The organism is Methylobacterium trifolii (assembly GCF_022179685.1).
In the GTDB taxonomy this organism is placed as follows: domain Bacteria; phylum Pseudomonadota; class Alphaproteobacteria; order Rhizobiales; family Beijerinckiaceae; genus Methylobacterium; species Methylobacterium trifolii.
Genome location: NZ_BPRB01000018.1, coordinates 1 through 15,545, shown reverse-complemented (window position 1 = coordinate 15,545; position 15,545 = coordinate 1). Strand labels below are relative to the sequence as shown.

Genomic DNA, 15,545 nt, shown 5'->3' with positions numbered 1-15,545 from the left:
GGCCCGACGGCCCGCGCTCCTGACAGAAGGCCAAGCGGAGCAATCCGGTTCCCGCACCGCAGCGTAAGTGTGCCTCCCAAAAACGCCCGATCGCCGGAAGCCTGCCTCAGGCCGCGCCGGGTGCCGTGCCGGTCGGACAGACGAAGACCGCGACCGAGCGTGGCGGGCGCCGGATCTCCGCGCCCTCTTCATACCCCTGCGCGAAGGCGGCGACCGCACCGGTCTCCAGGGCGGTGTCGAACACCGGCCGCCAGGGGCCGCCGATCACGCGGGTGAGCCGAAAGGCGCATTCGCCCTCGCCCGCGTTGAACAGCACCAGCAGCCGGTCCCCCTCGACGCCGTCGTTGCCGATCTGCATGCCGAAGCAGAGCCGCTCGTCGTCGGCCCAGGCGCCGCCGTCCATCTCCCCGCCGTCCGGCGAGAGCCAGTGCACGTCGCGCAGCGGCTCGTCCGGGTCGATCAGGGCGCCGTTGAAGAAGTCGCGGCGGCGCAACGCCGGCTGCTCGCGCCGCAGCCGCATCAGGTTGGCGACGAAGGGCGTGAGCGTCGGGTCCGGATCGGAGATCCAGTCCATCCAGCTCGTCGGGTTGTCCTGGCAATAGGCGTTGTTGTTGCCGCCCTGGCTGCGCGAGCGCTCGTCGCCCATCAGCAGCATCGGCACGCCCTGCGCCAGCATCACGGTGGCGAGCAGGTTGCGCTTCTGGCGGTGGCGCAGCGCCAGGATCGCGGGGTCGTCCGTGTCGCCCTCGACGCCGTAATTGCGCGAGAGGTTGTGGCCGTGGCCGTCGCGGTTGTCCTCGCCGTTGGCCGCGTTGTGCTTCTGCTCGTAGGCGACCACGTCGGCCAGCGTGTAGCCGTCGTGGCTGGCCGCGAAGTTGACGCTGGCCAGCGGCGAGCGGCCGGACGGGCCGAAGACCTCGCGCGAGCCCGTCAGGCCCTGGGTCAGCCTGGCGAGCTGCCCCCGGTCCCCGCGCCAGAAGCCGCGGGCGGCGTCGCGGAACTGGTCGTTCCACTCGCTCCAGCCGCGGGGATAGCCGCCGAGGCGATAGCCGCCCGCGCCGATGTCCCAGGGCTCGGCGATCATCTTCACGCGGGCGAGCACCGGGTCCTGCGCCACCGCCTGGAAGAAGGCGGCCTGCGGGGAGAAGTCCATGGGCGCCCGGCCCAGGCTTGAGGCGAGGTCGAAGCGGAACCCGGCGATGCCGTAGGCGGTGACCCAGTGGCGCAGCGAATCGAGCACGAGCTGCATCACGCGCGGGTGCGACACGTCGAAGGTGTTGCCGCAGCCGGTGCAGTCGACCTCCCGGCGGGGATCGGCGGGGTCGAGCTTGTAGTAGCTGGCGTTGTCGATGCCGCGGAAGCACAGCGTCGGCCCGGTGTGGTCGGCCTCCGCCGTGTGGTTGTAGACCACGTCGAGGATGGTCTCGATGCCGGCCGCGTTCAGTTCCCGGATCGCCGCCTTGAGGCCGCCGAGCCCGCCCTCCCCGAGGTAGCGCGGATCGGGGGCGAAGTAGCCCAGCGGCGAGTAGCCCCAGAAGTTGACGAGGCCCTTCTCGACCAGGAAGCGATCGTCGGCGAAGGCCTGGATCGGCAGCAGTTCCAGCGCCGTCACCCCGAGCTTCCACAGGTGCTCGACGATGGCCGGGTGCGCCAGGGCCGCGTAGGTGCCGCGCTCGGCCTCCGGCACGTCCGGATGGGTCATCGTCAGCGCCTTGACGTGCGCCTCGTAGATCACCGTCTCGGAGAGGGGCCGGCGCACCGGCTGGAGGGCGAGGTTGGGCACCTCCGGGGCGGTGACGACGGATTTCGGCATGTAGACCGCGCTGTCGCGGCGGTCGATCTGGTCCTCGCGCTGCAGGCCGCGGCGATAGCCGTAGAGGGCGTCGTGCCAGCGGATGCGGCCGCGGATCTCGCGGGCGTAGGGGTCGAGCACCAGCTTCGAGGCGTTGAAGCGGTGGCCGCGGGCCGGGTCCCAGGGGCCGTGCACCCGGTAGCCGTAGAGCTGCCCCGGCAGCACGCCGCGCAGGTAGCCGTGCCAGACGTCGTCGCTGCGGCAGGGCAGCCGGATCGTGCGCGTCTCGTGCCGCTCGCCCGGCTCGAACAGGCAGAGGTCGACCGCGGTCGCGTGCTCGGAGAACAGCCCGAAGTTGACGCCGCGCCCGTCGAAATGCGCGCCGAGCGGTGCGGGCACGCCGTCGTCGACGGCGATCATGGGCGGAATCCGCCGGACGGAGGTGCGGCGGGACCTATTCGGCGGCTGCCGCCGCGGTCGGCGGCTCGCGCTCGACGGTGCGGAAGTTCTCGAGTTCCGACAGGAAGTTGCGCGCCCACCAATCCACGTCCTCGCGGGTCATGCGCTCGACCATCGGCTTCCAGCGATCCAGGCGTTCGCCGCGCGGCATGTACAGCGCGGTGCGGATCGCCTCGGCGACCTCGAAGCTGTCGTAGGGGTTGACCAGGATGGCCTCCGGCAATTGGCGTGCCGCGCCGGCGAACTTCGACAGCACCAGGACGCCGGGGTCCTCCTCGCTCTGGGCGACGACGTATTCCTTGGCCACCAGGTTCATGCCGTCGCGCATCGGCGTGACGAGGCCGACCCGGGCCGCCCGGTAGAGCCCGGCGAGCACCGGGCGCGGATAGGCCTTGGTGACGTACTGGATCGGCGTCCAGGCGGGGTCGCCGAGGGCTCCGTTGATCTCGCCCACCGTCTCGTTCACCTCGCGGGAGAGCTGCTCGTATTCCGGCACCTCGCTGCGGGATTTGGGCGTGATCTGGATGTAGGTGACGTTGCCGCGCTGGTCCGGGTTCGAGGCGAAGAAGCGCTCCACCCCGTGCATGCGCTCGGGCACGCCCTTGGAATAGTCCAGCCGGTCGACGCCGATGATGAGCTTGCGGGTGCGCAGGCCCGCGATGGTCTCGCGCACCACCTTGTTGGAACCGGCCTTCTCGGCCGCGTCCTTGAAGCCGTCCACGTCGATGCCGATCGGGAAGCTGCGGATGCGCGTGCGGCGCCCGTCCACCATCAGCGAGCCGCCGCCGAGCGGGATCGCGCGCAGGGAATCGATCAGGTTGCGCTGGAGGTTGTGCACGTCCGGGTCGGTCTGCAGGCCGATCAGGTCGTAATCCACGATGGCGCGCAGCAACTCGCCGCTCGCGGGCAGGGAGTTGAACACGTCGGCCGCCGGCCACGGGATGTGGTGGAAGTAGCCGATCGGGTTCGAGAGCCCGAGGCCGCGCAGCTCGGCGGCCAGCGGCAGCAGGTGGTAGTCGTGCACCCAGATGATGTCGTCGGGCGCGACGAGCTTGGCCAGCGCCCGGGCGAAGATGCGGTTGACGCGGCTGTAGCCGGAATAGTCGGACCGGGAGAAGGTGCCCAGCCCGAGCCGGTAATGCATGATCGGCCACAGCGCCCGGTTGGCGAAGCCGGCGTAATATTCCTTGTGGTCCTGCGGCGAGAGGTCGACCACCGCGTACTGCACCCGGCCCCGGTCGATCAGGGTCGGCTCCTCGGAGGGGTCGTCGACGATGTTGCCGCTCCAGCCGAACCAGAGCCCCTCGTAGGCGGTGAACGCCTCCTTCACGGCGACGGCGAGGCCGCCCGCGGCCACCGCCTTCCCACCCTCTTCCGGAACCGCCACGCGGTTCGATACGATCACAAGGCGTGCCACGAAGACGGCTCCGGATCACCAGCGCGCAGGCGCAGCCGCGCCCAATCTCAACATTTCCTACCGAGAACGCGCGGAAGCCTGGCGCGATCCGTCGCCGCCAGCCAAGCGCGTTTGACCCGCGCGGGTCAAGACGCAGGGCCCGGCCGCTCACGACGAAATACCGAGGCTGTCCTCCAGGCCGCATCGTCCACGTGCGCGCTCCGCATGGCGTCCCGGCCCGATCCCCCGCCCGATCCCAGGCCCGCGCGCAAGCTGCCGCCGCGAAGCTGAACGGCGGCTGAGCTTGGCCGATGCCGAGGCGAAGCGCGCGGGCGGCGGAAACGGGACCGGAACCGGCGACGGCGGGGAATGTTACACAGCCGAACATGCCCCGTTTTCGCGTGCGAGGAAGTCCCGACATGGCCGTCTCCGAGTTTCCCAACCCGCTGCCGGGGCAGACCGACGCCCCTCCCGGCGAACGGCCGGCCGACGACCGTGCCGAGTGGCGCGGGCTCAAGGGCGACGTGGAAGGGCTGGCCGACGTGGCCGCCGCCCAGGGGCGCGGCCTGATCGACGCCGCCCGGCTCCAGGCGCAGGATTACGTGGAGCGCCGCAAGAACGACGCGGCCCAGTCGGTCCACGACCTCGCCCGGACGCTCCGCACCTCCGGGCGCGACATGGACGACAAGCCCAACATCAAGGCGTTCTTCGACAGCGCGGCCGATGGGCTGGAACAGCTCGGCGGCACCATCGAGAAGCGCAGCTTCGGCGACTTCTACGGCGAGGCGGAAGCCTTCGCCCGCCGCGCGCCGGTGGCGGTCGCGGTCGGCACCTTCGTGGTCGGGCTCCTGGCCGCCCGCTTCATCAAGTCGTCGAGCCTGCCGCCGGACGGCGACGCGCGCGACGGCTTCCGCGCCTGAGGGATGGCGATGTCCCAAGGCAGCGCCCCTCCCCCGCCCGGCGGCCAGCCGTCGAGCATCCAGAGCCTGCTGGGCGATGCCCTGCGCGAGACCAACGAGCTCGCCCGCAAGGAGATCGCCCTGTTCCGCGCCGAGATGGCGAGCAACGTGCGCTCGCTCATCATCGGATTGGCCTGCATGGTCTCCTCCGCGGTCTTCGCGGTGGTGGCGCTGCTCGTGCTGATCGGCGCCTTCGTGAAGTGGCTCGCCACCATCGTCGGCTCCGAGTGGCTCTCGGCGCTGATCGTCGGCGGCGTGCTGCTCGTCCTGGCGGTCGTCATGGCGCTGGTCGCCCGCAACGCCCTGTCCCTCTCGACCCTGGCTCCCACGCGCACCACGCGCCAGGTCCGCCAGGATGCCCGTGCCCTGTCGGAGCGTGTGTCCGGATGAGTTCGATGAACGAGTTGGAGCGGGACATCGAGGAGAGCCGGGCCCGGCTCGACGAGACCATCGACCGCATCCAGGGCCGCCTGTCGGTGACGAGCCTCGTGGACGAGATGCTCGGCAACGCCCGGCGCACGCCGCTCAGCGGCACCTACGACGGTGCCCTGGAGGCCGTGCGGCGCAACCCCGTCCCCGTCCTGCTGATCGCCGCGGGCGTCGGCTGGCTGGTGCACCGCATGTCGCAGGAGGCGGAGCGCAAGCGCACCCACGTCTCGGCCGAGCGCGTGCCGGTGCTCAACACGGGTGCCGCCCGCACCTACGACCCCGACAGGCCGACCGGCGCGCCCGCGCATGCGCCGGTCGAGGAGACGCGTCTCTAGGCGTCGTCTCCACACCATCGACAACGAGGGCGGTCGCGTGTTCGGCCGCTCCGCCAGAGTTCCGAGGAGCAGGCCATGAGCGAGACCAAAGACAGCACCGGTGCGGCCCCCACATCGGCCTCCGGGATCGGACGAAGCCCCGCCGACGAGGCCCGCCTGGATCCGCACGCGCGCTCGGGCGAGTTCACCCTGCGCCCCGACCCGAAGGGCGAGCACGACCCGATCGGGGCCTCGCACCTCGACCCGCACGATCGGGCGAGCGACTTCACCCTGCGCCCCGATCCGACCGGCAGCCGCGATCCCCTGGCCCGCGCGAACCTCGATCCGCACGGGACGGCTGCCGAGTTGCCGCCGAACGCCGCCGGCGTCGGCCTCGACGACCTGGACGAGATCGCCAAGCGGGCGCGCGACCACGCCTCGGGGATCGCCGACGACATCCAGGACCGGATCGGCGGCGCGGCCGACGACGCGCGCAGGCGCGCCTCCGCCGCCCTGGACGACGCCAGGGGCTGGGCCTCCGACGTCCACAGGCAGAACCTGCGCCGCATCGACGACCTGGCCGACCGCGGCGTCGACGGGCTGAACCGGGGCCGCAGCGCGGTCGAGCAGTTCGTGACCGAGAACCCCCTCCTCGTCGGCGTCGTCGGCGTGGCGGCGGGCCTCCTCCTCGGGGCGCTGCTGCCCCGCACCAAGCAGGAGGACCAGAACATCGGGCCGATCGCCGACGAGGTCCGCGGCCAAGGCCTGCGCTACGCCCGCGAATTCACCAGCCGCGGCCGGGACTTCGTGCAGACCGCCCTCGATCCGGACAACCTCAATGCGGCAGTCCGCAAGTCCGCCGACGAGCCGATGCCGGTGCCCCCCGAGGGCGAGCGGACCGCGCACCGGCTCTGACCCGGCCGCTCCGGCGATCGGTCGAACAGGCGGCATCCCCGGATGCCGCCTTTTTCGTGCGTCGACCCGGGATCGACGGCGTATGGCGCGCGCGCGGCGAATGCGTCATCGTCGGGACAGCGCCCCGCCTTCCGACGCCCATGCCAGACCCCCGCCTCCTCCCCTGCGGCGACACCGCCTTCACCGTCGAGTTCGGCGACGCCATCGATGCCGGCGTCAACGCCGCCGTGCTGGCCCTGGAGGCCCGCGTGCTGGCCGCAGGACTGCCCGGCGTCCTCGAGACGGTGCCGACCTACCGATCCCTGACCGTGCATCTCGATCCCCTCGCCGCCGACCCGGCCGAGACGGGCGCCGCCGTCCTGCGCCTCGCGGATGCCGACAGCGCGGCCGAGGCGGGCCGGCGGCACTGGCGGATTCCGGTGGTCTATGGCGGGGATTTCGGGATCGATCTCGAAGGGGTCGCCGCCCACCACGGCATCACGGCCGAGGAGGTGATCGCCCGGCATTCGGCGCCGGACTACCGCATCTTCATGATCGGCTTCCTGCCGGGCTACGCCTATCTCGGCGGCCTCGATCCGCGGCTGGCCCTGTCGCGCCGGCCCGCGCCGCGGCCGGTGACGCCCGCCGGCACGATCTCGATCGGCGGCCCGCAGGCGCTGGTGGCCAGCATCGCGGCGCCCAGCGGCTGGCACCTCCTCGGCCGCACCCCCGTGCGCAGCTTCAAGCCGGGGCGCGATCCGGTCTTCCTGTTCGAGCCCGGCGACACCGTCCGGTTCGAGCCGATCCCGGAGAGCCGCTGGGGCGAACTCGACCGGGCCGCGGCGGCGGGCGAGATCGTGGCAGAACGGGTCGCGCCATGAGCGGCGTCCACCTCCACGTCCTCGATTGCGGCGCGGCCACCAGCCTCCAGGATGCCGGCCGGCGGGGCTACCAGCGCCAGGGACTCTCGCCCTCGGGACCGATGGACGCGCTGGCGTTCGCCGCCGCCAACGTGCTGGCCGGCAACCCGCCGGGCACGGTGGCGATCGAGATGGCGCTCGCCGGCGGGCGCTTCCGGGCCGAGGGCGGCCCGGTCCGCCTGGCGCTCGCCGGAGCGCCCTTCGGCCTGCGCATCGACGGGGAGCCGGTGGCCGACCACCGCGCCTTCACCCTGCACGCAGGCGAGACGCTGGCGCTCACGCCCCCGAAGGCCGGCCTGTTCGCCTGCCTCGCGGTTCAGGGCGGGTTCGATCTGCCCGAGGCCCTGGGCAGCCGGGCGCTCCACCTGCGCGCGGCGCTCGGCGGCGTGGACGGGCGCGGCCTGCGGGCCGGCGACCGCCTGCCCCTGCCGGGTGCCGCAGATACCCGGCCCGAGCGCTGCCTCGACGCCCTGTCCCTCGACCCCGGCGAGCCGGTCCGCATCGTCCTCGGGCCGCAAGGCGACCTGTTCCCGGAGGCCGGCCTCGCCACGCTGACGGGGGCGGCCTTCACGGTCTCGAACCGGGCCGACCGCATGGGCTACCAGCTCGACGGGCCCGCGATCGCCCACGGGCCGACCGGCTTCAACGTCGTCTCCGACGCCACCGTTGCCGGCTCGATCCAGGTGCCGGGCAACGGGCGGCCCATCGTGCTGATGGCCGACCGCCAGACCACGGGCGGCTACCCGAAGATCGCCACGGTGATCTCGGCCGACCTGCGCCGCATCGCCCAGCGCCGGCCGGGGGAGACGGTCCGCTTCCGCGCCATCGGCCTCGACGAGGCGGTCGCCGTCGCCCGCGCCCGCGGCCGCCTGGTCGCGGCCCTGCCCGACGCCCTGCGGCCGGTGCTCTCGGCTGACGAACGTCTGCTGTCCGCCAACGTCGCCGGCAACGTGGTGGACGCCCTGTCCGACTGACGGCGTGGCTCGAATCGCGACGGTTCGCGTTGTCGCCCCATGCGTGATGAGTCACCCCGCCTCGGCTTCTGCTGCAAGTTCGTCCTCGACGAGCCGGAGGGCACCCACAAGACCCTGAAGGCCGCAGCCGAAGCCGCACTCGCCATGAACCTGACGAGCGTGACCATGGCCCATCTCGGGCGCCTCGGCCCGGCCGCGCGGCAGGCCAAGCTCACGGGCATCGTCACCCACAACCTCGCCGCGCTCGGGCGCCAGATCGAATGGGTCGGCGCCCGGCCGCCCCTGGAGCGGCTCCTGCGCATCGCGAGCAACGTCCTGCCCGGCTACACCCACCCGGTGGCGCGGGCCGCCTATGCCGACGCGTCCCTGAAGGATGCGATCGAGACGGGGCTCGCCGCCATCGGCGCGCGGGCGCGGACCCTCGGCGTGCGCCTCAGCTTCCATCCCGGCCCGTTCTGCCTGCTGGCGAGCCGCAACCCCGATGCCCTGGCCAACGGCATCGCGGAACTCGACTACCACGCCGAACTCATGGACCTGATGGGCTATGGCGGCGGCTGGCACCCGCATGGCGCCCACATCAACATCCATGTCGGCGCCCGCGACCCGGGCGTGGCGGGCTTCCGCGAGACCCTGCCGCGGGTGAGCCGCATCGCCCGCGACCTCGTCACCGTGGAGAACGACGAGAACAGCTTCGGCATCGACGCGGTGCTGATGCTCGCCGAGACCGTGCCGGTGGTGCTCGACCTGCACCACCACTGGGTCGAGAGCGGCGGCACCTACATGGAGCCCGACGATCCCCGGATCGCGCGCATCCGGCAATCCTGGCGCGGGGTGCGGCCGGTGGCCCATATCAGCGTCTCGCGGGAGGCGGTGATGGCCGATTGCGATGCCGGCGCCCTGCCCGACTTCCAGGCCCTGCGCGCGGCCGGCCATTCCTGGCGGGACCTGGCCGCCCATTCCGACGGGATGTGGAACCGGGCGGTCAACGACCTCGTCGCTCGCCACCTCGCCTGGGCGGATTTCGAGATCGAGGCGAAGGCCAAGAACCTCGCCTCGGTCGCCATCGCCCGGCACGTCACGCGGGCGCTCCCGTCGCTCGCGGCCGCGTGAACCCGCCTCGACGCCTCCCGCCCGAGGCGTTAGTCAACAGCCATGAAGACGGCCGATTGCGACATCCTGATCCTGCCCGGGCTCTCCGGCTCCGAGGAGGAGCACTGGCAGGCCCGCTGGGCCGGCCGCCTGTCCACGGGCCGCATCGTGGAGCAGGACGACTGGCATGAGCCGACCCCCGCGGCCTGGTGCGGGCGGATCGCGCAGGCCGTCGCGGCGGCGACCCGGCCCGTGATCCTGATCGCCCACAGCCTCGGCGTGGTGGCCGCCGTCGAGGCCGTGCCGTCCTTCGCGGAGGGCGTGGTGCGGGGCGCCGTCTTCGTGGCGTTGCCCGACATCGAGCGTGCCCCCGGCCTGCCCGAGAGCGTGCGCGCCTTCGCGCCGATCCCGCGCGATCCCCTGCCCTTCCCGTCGCTGGTGGTGGCGAGCCGCACCGATCCCTACTGCGCCTACGAGCGCGCCGAGGACTTCGCCTATGCCTGGGGCGCGGCCCTCGTGGATGCGGGCGAATCGGGCCACATCAACGTGGCGAGCGGGCACGGGCCCTGGCCGGAGGGACTGATGCGGCTCGCCGGCTTCATGAAGAACCTCTGAACGGTCTCCATCCGCCCGCCGCGCTTGCGTGCGCGTTCGGGCGGGATTAATTAACCACCTGATATCACAGGTCTTCCCGGACGCAGCCGCACCCGCGGCATCCCGCGCTCCGCGGCAGTGACGGCACGCCCCGGACGCGGGGTTTTCGCCATACGGAACAGCACCTTGGCCAATAAAGACGATCCGGGGGCCCCCGCGCCGCCGCCCGCCAGCGACATCCGCCCCGTCTCCATCACCGACGAGATGCGCCGCTCCTACCTCGATTACGCCATGAGCGTGATCGTCTCGCGGGCGCTGCCCGATGCCCGCGACGGCCTCAAGCCGGTGCACCGGCGCATCCTCTACTCGGCCTTCGAGTCCGGGCACCTGCCCGAGCGCAAATACGTCAAGTCCGCCCGCATCGTCGGCGACGTGATCGGCCTCTACCACCCGCACGGCGACCAATCGATCTACGACGCCCTGGTGCGGATGGCGCAGGACTTCTCCATGCGCCTGATGCTCATCGACGGGCAGGGCAATTTCGGGTCGGTCGACGGCGATCCGCCGGCGGCCATGCGCTACACCGAATCGCGGCTGGCCAAGCCCGCCAACGCGCTGCTGGCCGACATCGACAAGAACACCGTCGACTTCCAGCCCAACTACGACGAGTCCCGCGAAGAGCCCACCGTCCTCCCGGCCCGGTTCCCGAACCTGCTCGCCAACGGCGCGGGCGGCATCGCGGTGGGCATGGCCACCAACATCCCGCCCCACAACCTGGGCGAACTGATCGACGCCTGCATCGCGCTGATCGACGATCCGGGGCTGACCATCGAGCAACTCACCGAGATCGTGCCCGGTCCCGATTTCCCCACCGGCGGCTCGATCCTCGGCCGGGCCGGCACGCGGCTCGCCTACGCCACGGGCCGCGGCTCGATCATCATGCGGGCCAAGTCCCACGTGGAGGAGCTGCGCAAGGAGCGCGAGGCCCTGATCTTCACCGAGATCCCGTATCAGGTGAACAAGGCCACGCTCGTCGAGAAGATCGCCGAGCTGGTCAAGGAGAAGCGCGTCGAGGGCATCTCGGACCTGCGCGACGAATCCGACCGCGACGGCATGCGCGTCGTGGTCGAGATCAAGCGCGACGCCATGGCCGAGGTGGTGCTCAACCAGCTCTACCGCTTCACGCCGCTGCAATCCTCCTTCGGCTGCAACATGGTCGCCCTGAACGGCGGCCGCCCCGAGCTGATGAACCTGAAGGACCTGCTCACGGCCTTCGTGGACTTTCGCGAGGAGGTCGTCTCCCGGCGCACCAAGTTCCTGCTCGGCAAGGCGCGGGAGCGCGCCCACGTCCTGTGCGGCCTCGCCATCGCGGTCGCCAACATCGACGAGGTGATCCGCCTGATCCGCACCTCGCCGGACCCCAACACCGCCCGCGAGGCCCTGATGGCCCGCGACTGGCCGGCCCACGACATCGCGCCCCTGATCGCGCTGGTCGACGACCCGCGCCACCGGGTGAAGGAGGACGGCACCTATCGCCTCTCCGAGGTGCAGGCCCGCGCCATCCTCGACCTGCGCCTGCAGCGCCTCACGGCGCTCGGCCGCGACGAGGTCGGCGACGAGCTGAAGGCCCTGGCCGACGAGATCGCCGACTTCCTCGACATCCTGCGCTCGCGGGAGCGCATCCAGGCCATCGTCAAGGACGAGCTGGCCGAGGTGCGTACGCAGTTCGCCACGCCCCGGCGCACCGTGATCCTCGACTACGATTCGAGCGTGGACGACGAGGACCTCATCCAGCGCGAGGACATGGTCGTCACCGTCAGCCACGCCGGCTACGTCAAGCGGGTGCCGCTCTCGACCTACCGGGCCCAGCGCCGCGGCGGCAAGGGCCGCTCCGGCATGGCGACCCGCGACGAGGATTTCGTCACCCGCCTGTTCGTGGCCTCCACGCACACGCCGGTGCTGTTCTTCTCCAGCCAGGGGCAGGCCTACAAAGAGAAGGTCTGGCGCCTGCCCATGGCCGCGCCGAACGCGCGGGGCAAGGCGCTGGTCAACATCCTCCAGCTCCAGGACAACGCCGAGCGCATCACCACCATCATGCCGCTGCCCGAGGACGAAGCCTCCTGGGAGACGCTGGACGTGATGTTCGCCACCGCCAGCGGCGGCGTGCGGCGCAACAAGCTCTCCGACTTCGTGCAGGTGAACCGCAACGGCAAGATCGCGATGAAGCTCGATCCGGGCGACCACATCGTCCATGTCGAGATCTGCCGGCCCGAGCAGAACGTGCTGCTGACCACCGCGGCCGGCCAGTGCATCCGCTTCCCCGTCGAGGACGTGCGCGTGTTCAAGGGCCGCGATTCCACGGGCGTGCGCGGCATCAGCCTCGCCAAGGGCGACCGCGTCATCTCGATGACGATCCTCAACGCCTTCGACGCGAGCCCCGAGGAGCGGGCGGGCTACATGAAGATGCGCCGCGCCGTCATCGGCGACCAGGGCGAGGGCGACGCTGCCGAGACGCCGGACGCCGAGGAGGGCGTCGGCGAGGCGAGCGCCGTCTCGCTGGAGCGCTACAACGAGATGAGCGCGGCCGAGCAGTTCGTGCTCACGCTGTCCGAGCGCGGCTACGGCAAGCGCTCGTCCTCCTTCGAGTACCGGACCTCGAACCGGGGCGGCAAGGGCATCACCGCCATGCGGGTCAACCCCCGCAACGGCAGCCTCGTGGCCTCCTTCCCGGTGGAGCCCTCCGACCAGATCATGCTGGTCACGGACGGCGGCCAGCTCATCCGGGTCCCGGTGGACGACATCCGCATCGTCGGCCGCGCCTCGCAGGGGGTGACGGTGTTCAACACGGACAAGGCCGAGAAGGTCGTCTCGGTCGAGCACATCGTCGGCGAGGACGAGACCGGGCCCGAAGACGAGACCGCAGCCGAGACCGTCTGAGCGGGCCGGGGTGGCCGGAGACGGGCATGCCCCGGTCTCCGGCCGGGACCGCCCATGCCGTCCCGCGCGGATCTCGCGGGCCGCCGATGAAAATCTCGCCGCCTAAACAAAAGATCGCGGATTAGCGGATGCTTTCGGACGTAGGAAGTCTAGATCGGCCTCTCGTCTGATCCGGTCGGGGTGTTGCTTTCAGGACATAGGCTAGGCGTCAAGTAAAGGGTAATGGTCGCGCCAACGATACGGACATCGGGGTCGCGACCATCATGAAGACGTTCCTCCTCGCCACCGCCGCCACGGCGCTCCTCTCCGGCACGGTGTTGGCCGCCGACCTGCCCCGCCGCGCCCCGCCGCCGGTCTTCACGCCGGTCCCGGTCTTCACCTGGACGGGCTTCTACCTTGGCGTGAACGCCGGCTACGCCTTCACCGAGAGCGACACGATCCGCACGACGGGTATCGGCGCCCTTCAGGGCAACGTGAACAACAACCTGCGCCGCCCGAACGTGGTGGTCTCGCAGGAGGGTTTCTCGGCGGGTGGCCAGGCCGGGTACAACGTCCAGTTCACGCCGGGCAGCGGCATCGTCGTCGGCGTCGAGGCCGACGCGCAGTACACCGACCTGCAGCGCACCCGGACCGAGGCGATCTTCAACCCCGTCTTGAACCCGAACGTGCTGACCAACAGCTACCGGACGGAACTCGGCTTCCTGGGCACCGTGCGCGGCCGGATCGGCTACGCCTTCGACCGCGTCCTGGTCTACGGCACCGGCGGCTTCGCCTACGGCGACGTGACCCAGAGCGTCAGCTTCCGCACCGGCGCGCCGGTGACCTATGCCGGTTCGCGCTCCTCCATCGAGACCGGCTACGCCTATGGCGGCGGCATCGAGTTCGCCCTGCCGACCGAGTCCTTCCTGAACTTCTTCCGCGCCAGCGCCGTGACGGTGAAGGGCGAGTACCTCCGCTACGACCTCGGCAGCCGCAACCTGTTCGTCGCCAACGTCGGCCCGGCCGGCACGCCGGGCGTCGGCTACAACGCCCGCTTCCAGACCGAGGGCAGCATCGCGCGGGCCGGCATCAACTACAAGTTCGGCACCTACTAGAGCGCACTCCGACGAAACGGATACCGGTTCGTCGTGAAAGTGCGCGTCGAAACGAAGACCTGGAGCCGCGACCCGACCCAACGTGGCCGGGCACGGCTCCAGGATCGGTTCCGCTCGACACGAGACCAAGGCGGGTGCCCCACCGGGCGCCCGCCTTTTTCGCATCCGTGCCGGCCGGGGATGGGCGGTTTGGCCCCCCGGCCCGGTTCCGTTGCCCGCAAAAATCCTCTAGGGCGTCGGGCGATGACCCGCACCGCCCTCTATGCCGGCTCCTTCGATCCGGTCACGAACGGCCACCTCGACGTGGTGCGCCAGGCCTGCCGCCTGGTGCCGCGGCTGGTGCTCGCCATCGGCGTGCATCCGGGCAAGGCGCCCCTGTTCGACGCCGCCGAGCGGGCCGCGCTGCTCGCCGAGACCTGCGGGCCCCTGGCGCAGGCCGAGGGGACGGACCTGGAGGTCGTCACCTTCGACGACCTCGCCGTCTCGGCGGCGCGGCGCTGCGGCGCCAGCCTGTTCATCCGGGGCCTGCGCGACGGCACCGACCTCGACTACGAGATGCAGCTCGCCGGCATGAACGGCGCCATGGCGCCGGAGGTGCAGACGGTGTTCCTGCCGGCCTCGATCCAGGTCCGGCCGATCACCGCCACGTTGGTGCGGCAGATCGCGGCCATGGGCGGGGACGTCTCGCCCTTCGTGCCGCCGCAGGTGGCCGCGCGGCTGGCCGCGCGTTTTGCCGGACAGCGCTGACCCACCGACACCACACCCAGGAGACCATCCATGAACCGCCGCAACGCCGTCCTCGCCCTCGCCCTGGCCTTCGGGCTCGGCGCCTCGAACGCCGCGCGCGCGGCCGACGAGAACACCGTCTACCTCGACACCAAGGACGGGCGCGTCACCATCGAGCTGCGGCCGGACCTCGCGCCCAAGCACGTCAAGCAGCTGAAGACCCTGATCAACCAGGGCTTCTACAACGGCCTCAAGTTCCATCGGGTCATGGATGGCTTCATGGCCCAGACCGGCGACCCGAAGGGCAACGGCACCGGCGGCTCCAGCCTGCCCGACATCCCGGCCGAGTTCTCCTCGTCCCCGTTCCGCCGCGGGACGCTCGGCATGGCGCGCTCGTCCGATCCGAACTCGGCCAACTCGCAGTTCTTCATCTGCCTCGGCGATCCGTCCTTCCTCAACGGCCAGTACACCGTGGTCGGCCTCGTCTCGGACGGGATGGCGGTCGTGGACAAGATCAAGAAGGCGCCCGCCGGCTCGCAGGGCGGGGCAGTGCAGAACCCCGACAAGATCGTGAAGATGCAGATGGCCGACAAGGCCAAGTAAGGCCGGCGGACGCGGATGCGCGGGGCGTGGGCCGTACTCCTGCCGGCCCTCGTCCTGGCGCCCGCGGCGCGGGCCTCCTATGATGGCGGTCCGGGCTACCCCTTGAGCCTGCCGCAGACCCTGCGCGGCACGGTCGCGGTGCCGCTGGAGGCGGAGCCGGCCGGCCCCGCCGATACGCTGGCCGCCCTCTATCCGGTGCTCGCCGCCTGCTGGCGGACGCCTGCCGGGCTCGATAGGACGGCGCAGGCGACGGCGCGGTTTGCGCTCCGGCGGGACGGTTCCCTGATCGGGCCGCCGCGCATCACCTTCGGCACGGGTGCCGCGGGGCGCCTGCGGGCCAGCCTTTTCCGGGCCGCGCGCGAGGC

15 protein-coding genes are annotated in these 15,545 nt (G+C 71.4%); 13 read left to right on the top strand and 2 right to left on the bottom strand.

The genetic code is table 11. The features are described from left to right. Positions 1 to 106 precede the first annotated feature (106 nt). Positions 107 to 2,212, bottom strand: coding sequence for a glycogen debranching protein GlgX (gene glgX / locus COGEMETH_RS01470; protein ID WP_238180845.1), 2,106 nt, complete (start codon positions 2,210 to 2,212; stop codon positions 107 to 109). Positions 2,213 to 2,246: 34 nt separating this feature from the next. Beyond that, complete coding sequence (locus tag COGEMETH_RS01465) at positions 2,247 to 3,668, bottom strand: alpha,alpha-trehalose-phosphate synthase (UDP-forming) (RefSeq protein WP_238180844.1); 1,422 nt, start codon at positions 3,666 to 3,668, stop codon at positions 2,247 to 2,249. A gap of 398 nt (positions 3,669 to 4,066) precedes the next feature. On the opposite strand from COGEMETH_RS01465, the gene COGEMETH_RS01460 reads away from it, so the two are divergent. From COGEMETH_RS01460 to COGEMETH_RS01400, 13 genes are all read left to right on the top strand, one after another. Next, a complete protein-coding gene (locus COGEMETH_RS01460) occupies positions 4,067 to 4,567 on the top strand; it encodes a hypothetical protein (protein WP_238180843.1) in 501 nt (166 codons plus the stop codon). 9 nt (positions 4,568 to 4,576) lie between these two features. Continuing rightward, on the top strand, positions 4,577 to 4,996 hold the full coding sequence (locus tag COGEMETH_RS01455; protein ID WP_238180842.1) for a phage holin family protein: 420 nt from the start codon (positions 4,577 to 4,579) through the stop codon (positions 4,994 to 4,996). A 5-nt stretch (positions 4,997 to 5,001) separates the two neighbouring features. Further along, on the top strand, positions 5,002 to 5,370 hold the full coding sequence (locus tag COGEMETH_RS01450; RefSeq protein WP_238180867.1) for a DUF3618 domain-containing protein: 369 nt from the start codon (positions 5,002 to 5,004) through the stop codon (positions 5,368 to 5,370). 75 nt (positions 5,371 to 5,445) lie between these two features. Further along, positions 5,446 to 6,264, top strand: a complete 819-nt coding sequence (locus COGEMETH_RS01445; protein ID WP_238180841.1) for a hypothetical protein — start codon at positions 5,446 to 5,448, stop codon at positions 6,262 to 6,264. Positions 6,265 to 6,404: 140 nt separating this feature from the next. After that, entirely contained in the window at positions 6,405 to 7,124 is a 720-nt protein-coding gene (gene pxpB / locus COGEMETH_RS01440; RefSeq protein ID WP_238180840.1) for a 5-oxoprolinase subunit PxpB, read from the top strand. After that, complete coding sequence (locus COGEMETH_RS01435; protein WP_238180839.1) at positions 7,121 to 8,137, top strand: 5-oxoprolinase subunit C family protein; 1,017 nt, start codon at positions 7,121 to 7,123, stop codon at positions 8,135 to 8,137. The genes pxpB and COGEMETH_RS01435 overlap by 4 nt, the downstream gene beginning before the upstream one ends. Before the next feature lie 39 nt (positions 8,138 to 8,176). Next, a complete protein-coding gene (locus tag COGEMETH_RS01430) occupies positions 8,177 to 9,247 on the top strand; it encodes an apurinic/apyrimidinic endonuclease family protein (RefSeq protein WP_238180838.1) in 1,071 nt (356 codons plus the stop codon). 42 nt (positions 9,248 to 9,289) lie between these two features. Beyond that, a complete protein-coding gene (locus tag COGEMETH_RS01425; protein ID WP_238180837.1) occupies positions 9,290 to 9,841 on the top strand; it encodes an RBBP9/YdeN family alpha/beta hydrolase in 552 nt (183 codons plus the stop codon). 165 nt (positions 9,842 to 10,006) lie between these two features. Further along, the gene (gyrA, locus tag COGEMETH_RS01420) at positions 10,007 to 12,757 is read left to right on the top strand and encodes a DNA gyrase subunit A (RefSeq protein ID WP_283214945.1); all 2,751 of its coding nucleotides are present in this window, start codon (positions 10,007 to 10,009) and stop codon (positions 12,755 to 12,757) included. Positions 12,758 to 13,017: 260 nt separating this feature from the next. Continuing rightward, positions 13,018 to 13,851, top strand: a complete 834-nt coding sequence (locus COGEMETH_RS01415) for an outer membrane protein (RefSeq protein WP_238180865.1) — start codon at positions 13,018 to 13,020, stop codon at positions 13,849 to 13,851. 243 nt (positions 13,852 to 14,094) lie between these two features. Next, positions 14,095 to 14,598 carry a pantetheine-phosphate adenylyltransferase gene (gene coaD, locus COGEMETH_RS01410; protein ID WP_238180836.1) on the top strand — a complete coding sequence of 168 codons (504 nt, stop codon included), beginning with the start codon at positions 14,095 to 14,097 and terminating at the stop codon, positions 14,596 to 14,598. A gap of 30 nt (positions 14,599 to 14,628) precedes the next feature. Next, on the top strand, positions 14,629 to 15,180 hold the full coding sequence (locus tag COGEMETH_RS01405; RefSeq protein WP_238180835.1) for a peptidylprolyl isomerase: 552 nt from the start codon (positions 14,629 to 14,631) through the stop codon (positions 15,178 to 15,180). Between the two features lie 15 nt (positions 15,181 to 15,195). Next, a partial coding sequence (locus COGEMETH_RS01400) for a UCP034077 family protein (protein ID WP_238180834.1) occupies positions 15,196 to 15,545 on the top strand: 350 nt, incomplete at its 3' end.

Excerpts from the sequence above, each read along its gene's own strand:
- glgX (WP_238180845.1), bottom strand. The coding sequence starts at position 2,212 with ATGATCGCCGTCGACGACGGCGTGCCCGCACCGCTCGGCGCGCATTTC.
- COGEMETH_RS01460 (WP_238180843.1), top strand. The coding sequence starts at position 4,067 with ATGGCCGTCTCCGAGTTTCCCAACCCGCTGCCGGGGCAGACCGACGCC.
- COGEMETH_RS01455 (WP_238180842.1), top strand. The coding sequence starts at position 4,577 with ATGTCCCAAGGCAGCGCCCCTCCCCCGCCCGGCGGCCAGCCGTCGAGC.
- COGEMETH_RS01450 (WP_238180867.1), top strand. The coding sequence starts at position 5,002 with ATGAACGAGTTGGAGCGGGACATCGAGGAGAGCCGGGCCCGGCTCGAC.
- COGEMETH_RS01445 (WP_238180841.1), top strand. The coding sequence starts at position 5,446 with ATGAGCGAGACCAAAGACAGCACCGGTGCGGCCCCCACATCGGCCTCC.
- pxpB (WP_238180840.1), top strand. The coding sequence starts at position 6,405 with ATGCCAGACCCCCGCCTCCTCCCCTGCGGCGACACCGCCTTCACCGTC.
- COGEMETH_RS01435 (WP_238180839.1), top strand. The coding sequence starts at position 7,121 with ATGAGCGGCGTCCACCTCCACGTCCTCGATTGCGGCGCGGCCACCAGC.
- COGEMETH_RS01430 (WP_238180838.1), top strand. The coding sequence starts at position 8,177 with ATGCGTGATGAGTCACCCCGCCTCGGCTTCTGCTGCAAGTTCGTCCTC.
- COGEMETH_RS01425 (WP_238180837.1), top strand. The coding sequence starts at position 9,290 with ATGAAGACGGCCGATTGCGACATCCTGATCCTGCCCGGGCTCTCCGGC.
- coaD (WP_238180836.1), top strand. The coding sequence starts at position 14,095 with ATGACCCGCACCGCCCTCTATGCCGGCTCCTTCGATCCGGTCACGAAC.
- COGEMETH_RS01405 (WP_238180835.1), top strand. The coding sequence starts at position 14,629 with ATGAACCGCCGCAACGCCGTCCTCGCCCTCGCCCTGGCCTTCGGGCTC.